At 36.8% G+C, this 1593-nt stretch carries 2 protein-coding genes; both read right to left on the reverse strand.

All coding sequences use genetic code 11. The features are described 5' to 3' along the window. Positions 1-727 (reverse strand): DUF1670 domain-containing protein (locus tag ASJ81_RS12355; RefSeq protein ID WP_245860118.1); only part of this gene is annotated, 727 nt, incomplete at its 3' end. Further along, positions 724-1527, reverse strand: a complete 804-nt coding sequence (locus ASJ81_RS12360) for a DUF1670 domain-containing protein (protein ID WP_095644695.1) — start codon at positions 1525-1527, stop codon at positions 724-726. The genes ASJ81_RS12360 and ASJ81_RS12355, both read right to left, overlap by 4 nt. Positions 1528-1593: the final 66 nt, after the last annotated feature.

Raw genomic sequence — 1593 nt, forward strand, 5'->3', positions numbered from 1 at the left:
CATATTCCTGAACTACATCTATGGGAAGTCCTGTAAGGAATGCCATGTCCCACTCATTGTATCCAGCTGCATAGAGCTTTTCTATACGTGTTCCATCTTTGATGTATCGATCTACCGACTCCGGAGTATGATCTATCAAACGTGCATTTTCTGAAGTAGGAATCTTTTTCTTGTAATTATGGTATGCTAATCTTTTATGAGTTAAGGATTTTCCCATGTCCATTTCAGTACCGGCTCTTGGAATGACATTTTTTGTCCTTTTTTCATAACTTGTTACGTGATTGGAAATCATGGTACAAGACAACCTTAACAATATAGCTATATCCGTTTCTGTAAGCACGCCTCCCTGCTCTTTGGTTTCATTGCATAATCTAACTATTAGTTTTTCCATCAATTCGTTTTTCTTTACTTTCGTGATTCTGTCCTCAATATCCAGGGGATTTATTAGGGTTAATGTAACGGGAATAAGCTGCATCTCGCTCAACTTTTTACTCTTGGAATATTTCTGGCCTGCTTTTAATACAAGCCATCTCATTTGACCTGGCCGAACAAACTCCTCCCTCAGGTAATATTGATTATTCAACTCAACAATTTTTTTAGTGAATAGTTTGACAACATCAGGACCGCCAATGTATCCAAATTCTGATGTTATCAGGTTGAACAAGCTTGTTTCATAGGTTTTTGATGCCGAAGGACCATACATTTTCCTATACCAGTCCTCTTTCACATTCTCATCCCCGCATTTTTTTTGAAACTCATAGGTGAATCATAAACAGTTACGTTATCTATTAGCTCTTCTATTCTTGATTTATGATTACTATCCTTGTATTTTATGAAAAGTTCTTGGTACTCTTTTACCAAACGTTCGGAGATTCCAACAATTAATCGGATATTGTCTATTGACTCATCTTTATGTGTGAGAATAGAGACACGAGAAAAGTCTTTGATATAGCGTTCTATGCTTTGTAACGAATGTCTTGTAGATCTCTGGATCTCAGTGGGCGTATATCCTTTCAGATATAACTCTACGATTTTTGATTTATGGGATGAAGGACCAATGTCTTTGACAATACCTCTTAGGGGGACATAAAGATCCTTTTCTCGGAAATGTTTTATGTCCCTCTTTATTGTGCTGTAACTGCTTTTGAGAAGCTTTACAAGATCTTTGATTGTTAAAAGCGCATTCTGGTCTCTGGCTTCTTGTGTTATTCTCAGCAATATATGCTGTCTGTATGCTGATAAACCAAACTTTTCGTAGACGTCCATGTCCTCTGGAGCGTCTAATGTCAGGATAACTTCTACATGCTTTGAATCAAAAGTAGATTTACCAGGACCTTCTTCATCAGAGACGGCAAGATACAGAATTTGACCATTGCAGACTCTAGAATTGTCATTCTTAAAGAAATCTTTACTAAGATCAACTATTGCATCTGCAATAATAGGGGCAAAATTGAATCCGTTTATTAAACGAAGACGAAACATTTGTTCCTTCTTCATCCCACACTTAATAACATATATATCGTTCATATGAACCGCCAATTACACATTTAGGTCGTGGGGTCATATGAACCAATAGGAGTTTGACAGTTTGAT

This window comes from Methanosarcina spelaei, from assembly GCF_002287235.1.
Taxonomy (GTDB): Archaea; Halobacteriota; Methanosarcinia; order Methanosarcinales; family Methanosarcinaceae; genus Methanosarcina; species Methanosarcina spelaei.

What these genes read in the sequence shown, in the direction of transcription:
- ASJ81_RS12360 (WP_095644695.1), bottom strand. Translation starts at nt 1,527, where the DNA reads ATGAACGATATATATGTTATTAAGTGTGGGATGAAGAAGGAACAAATG.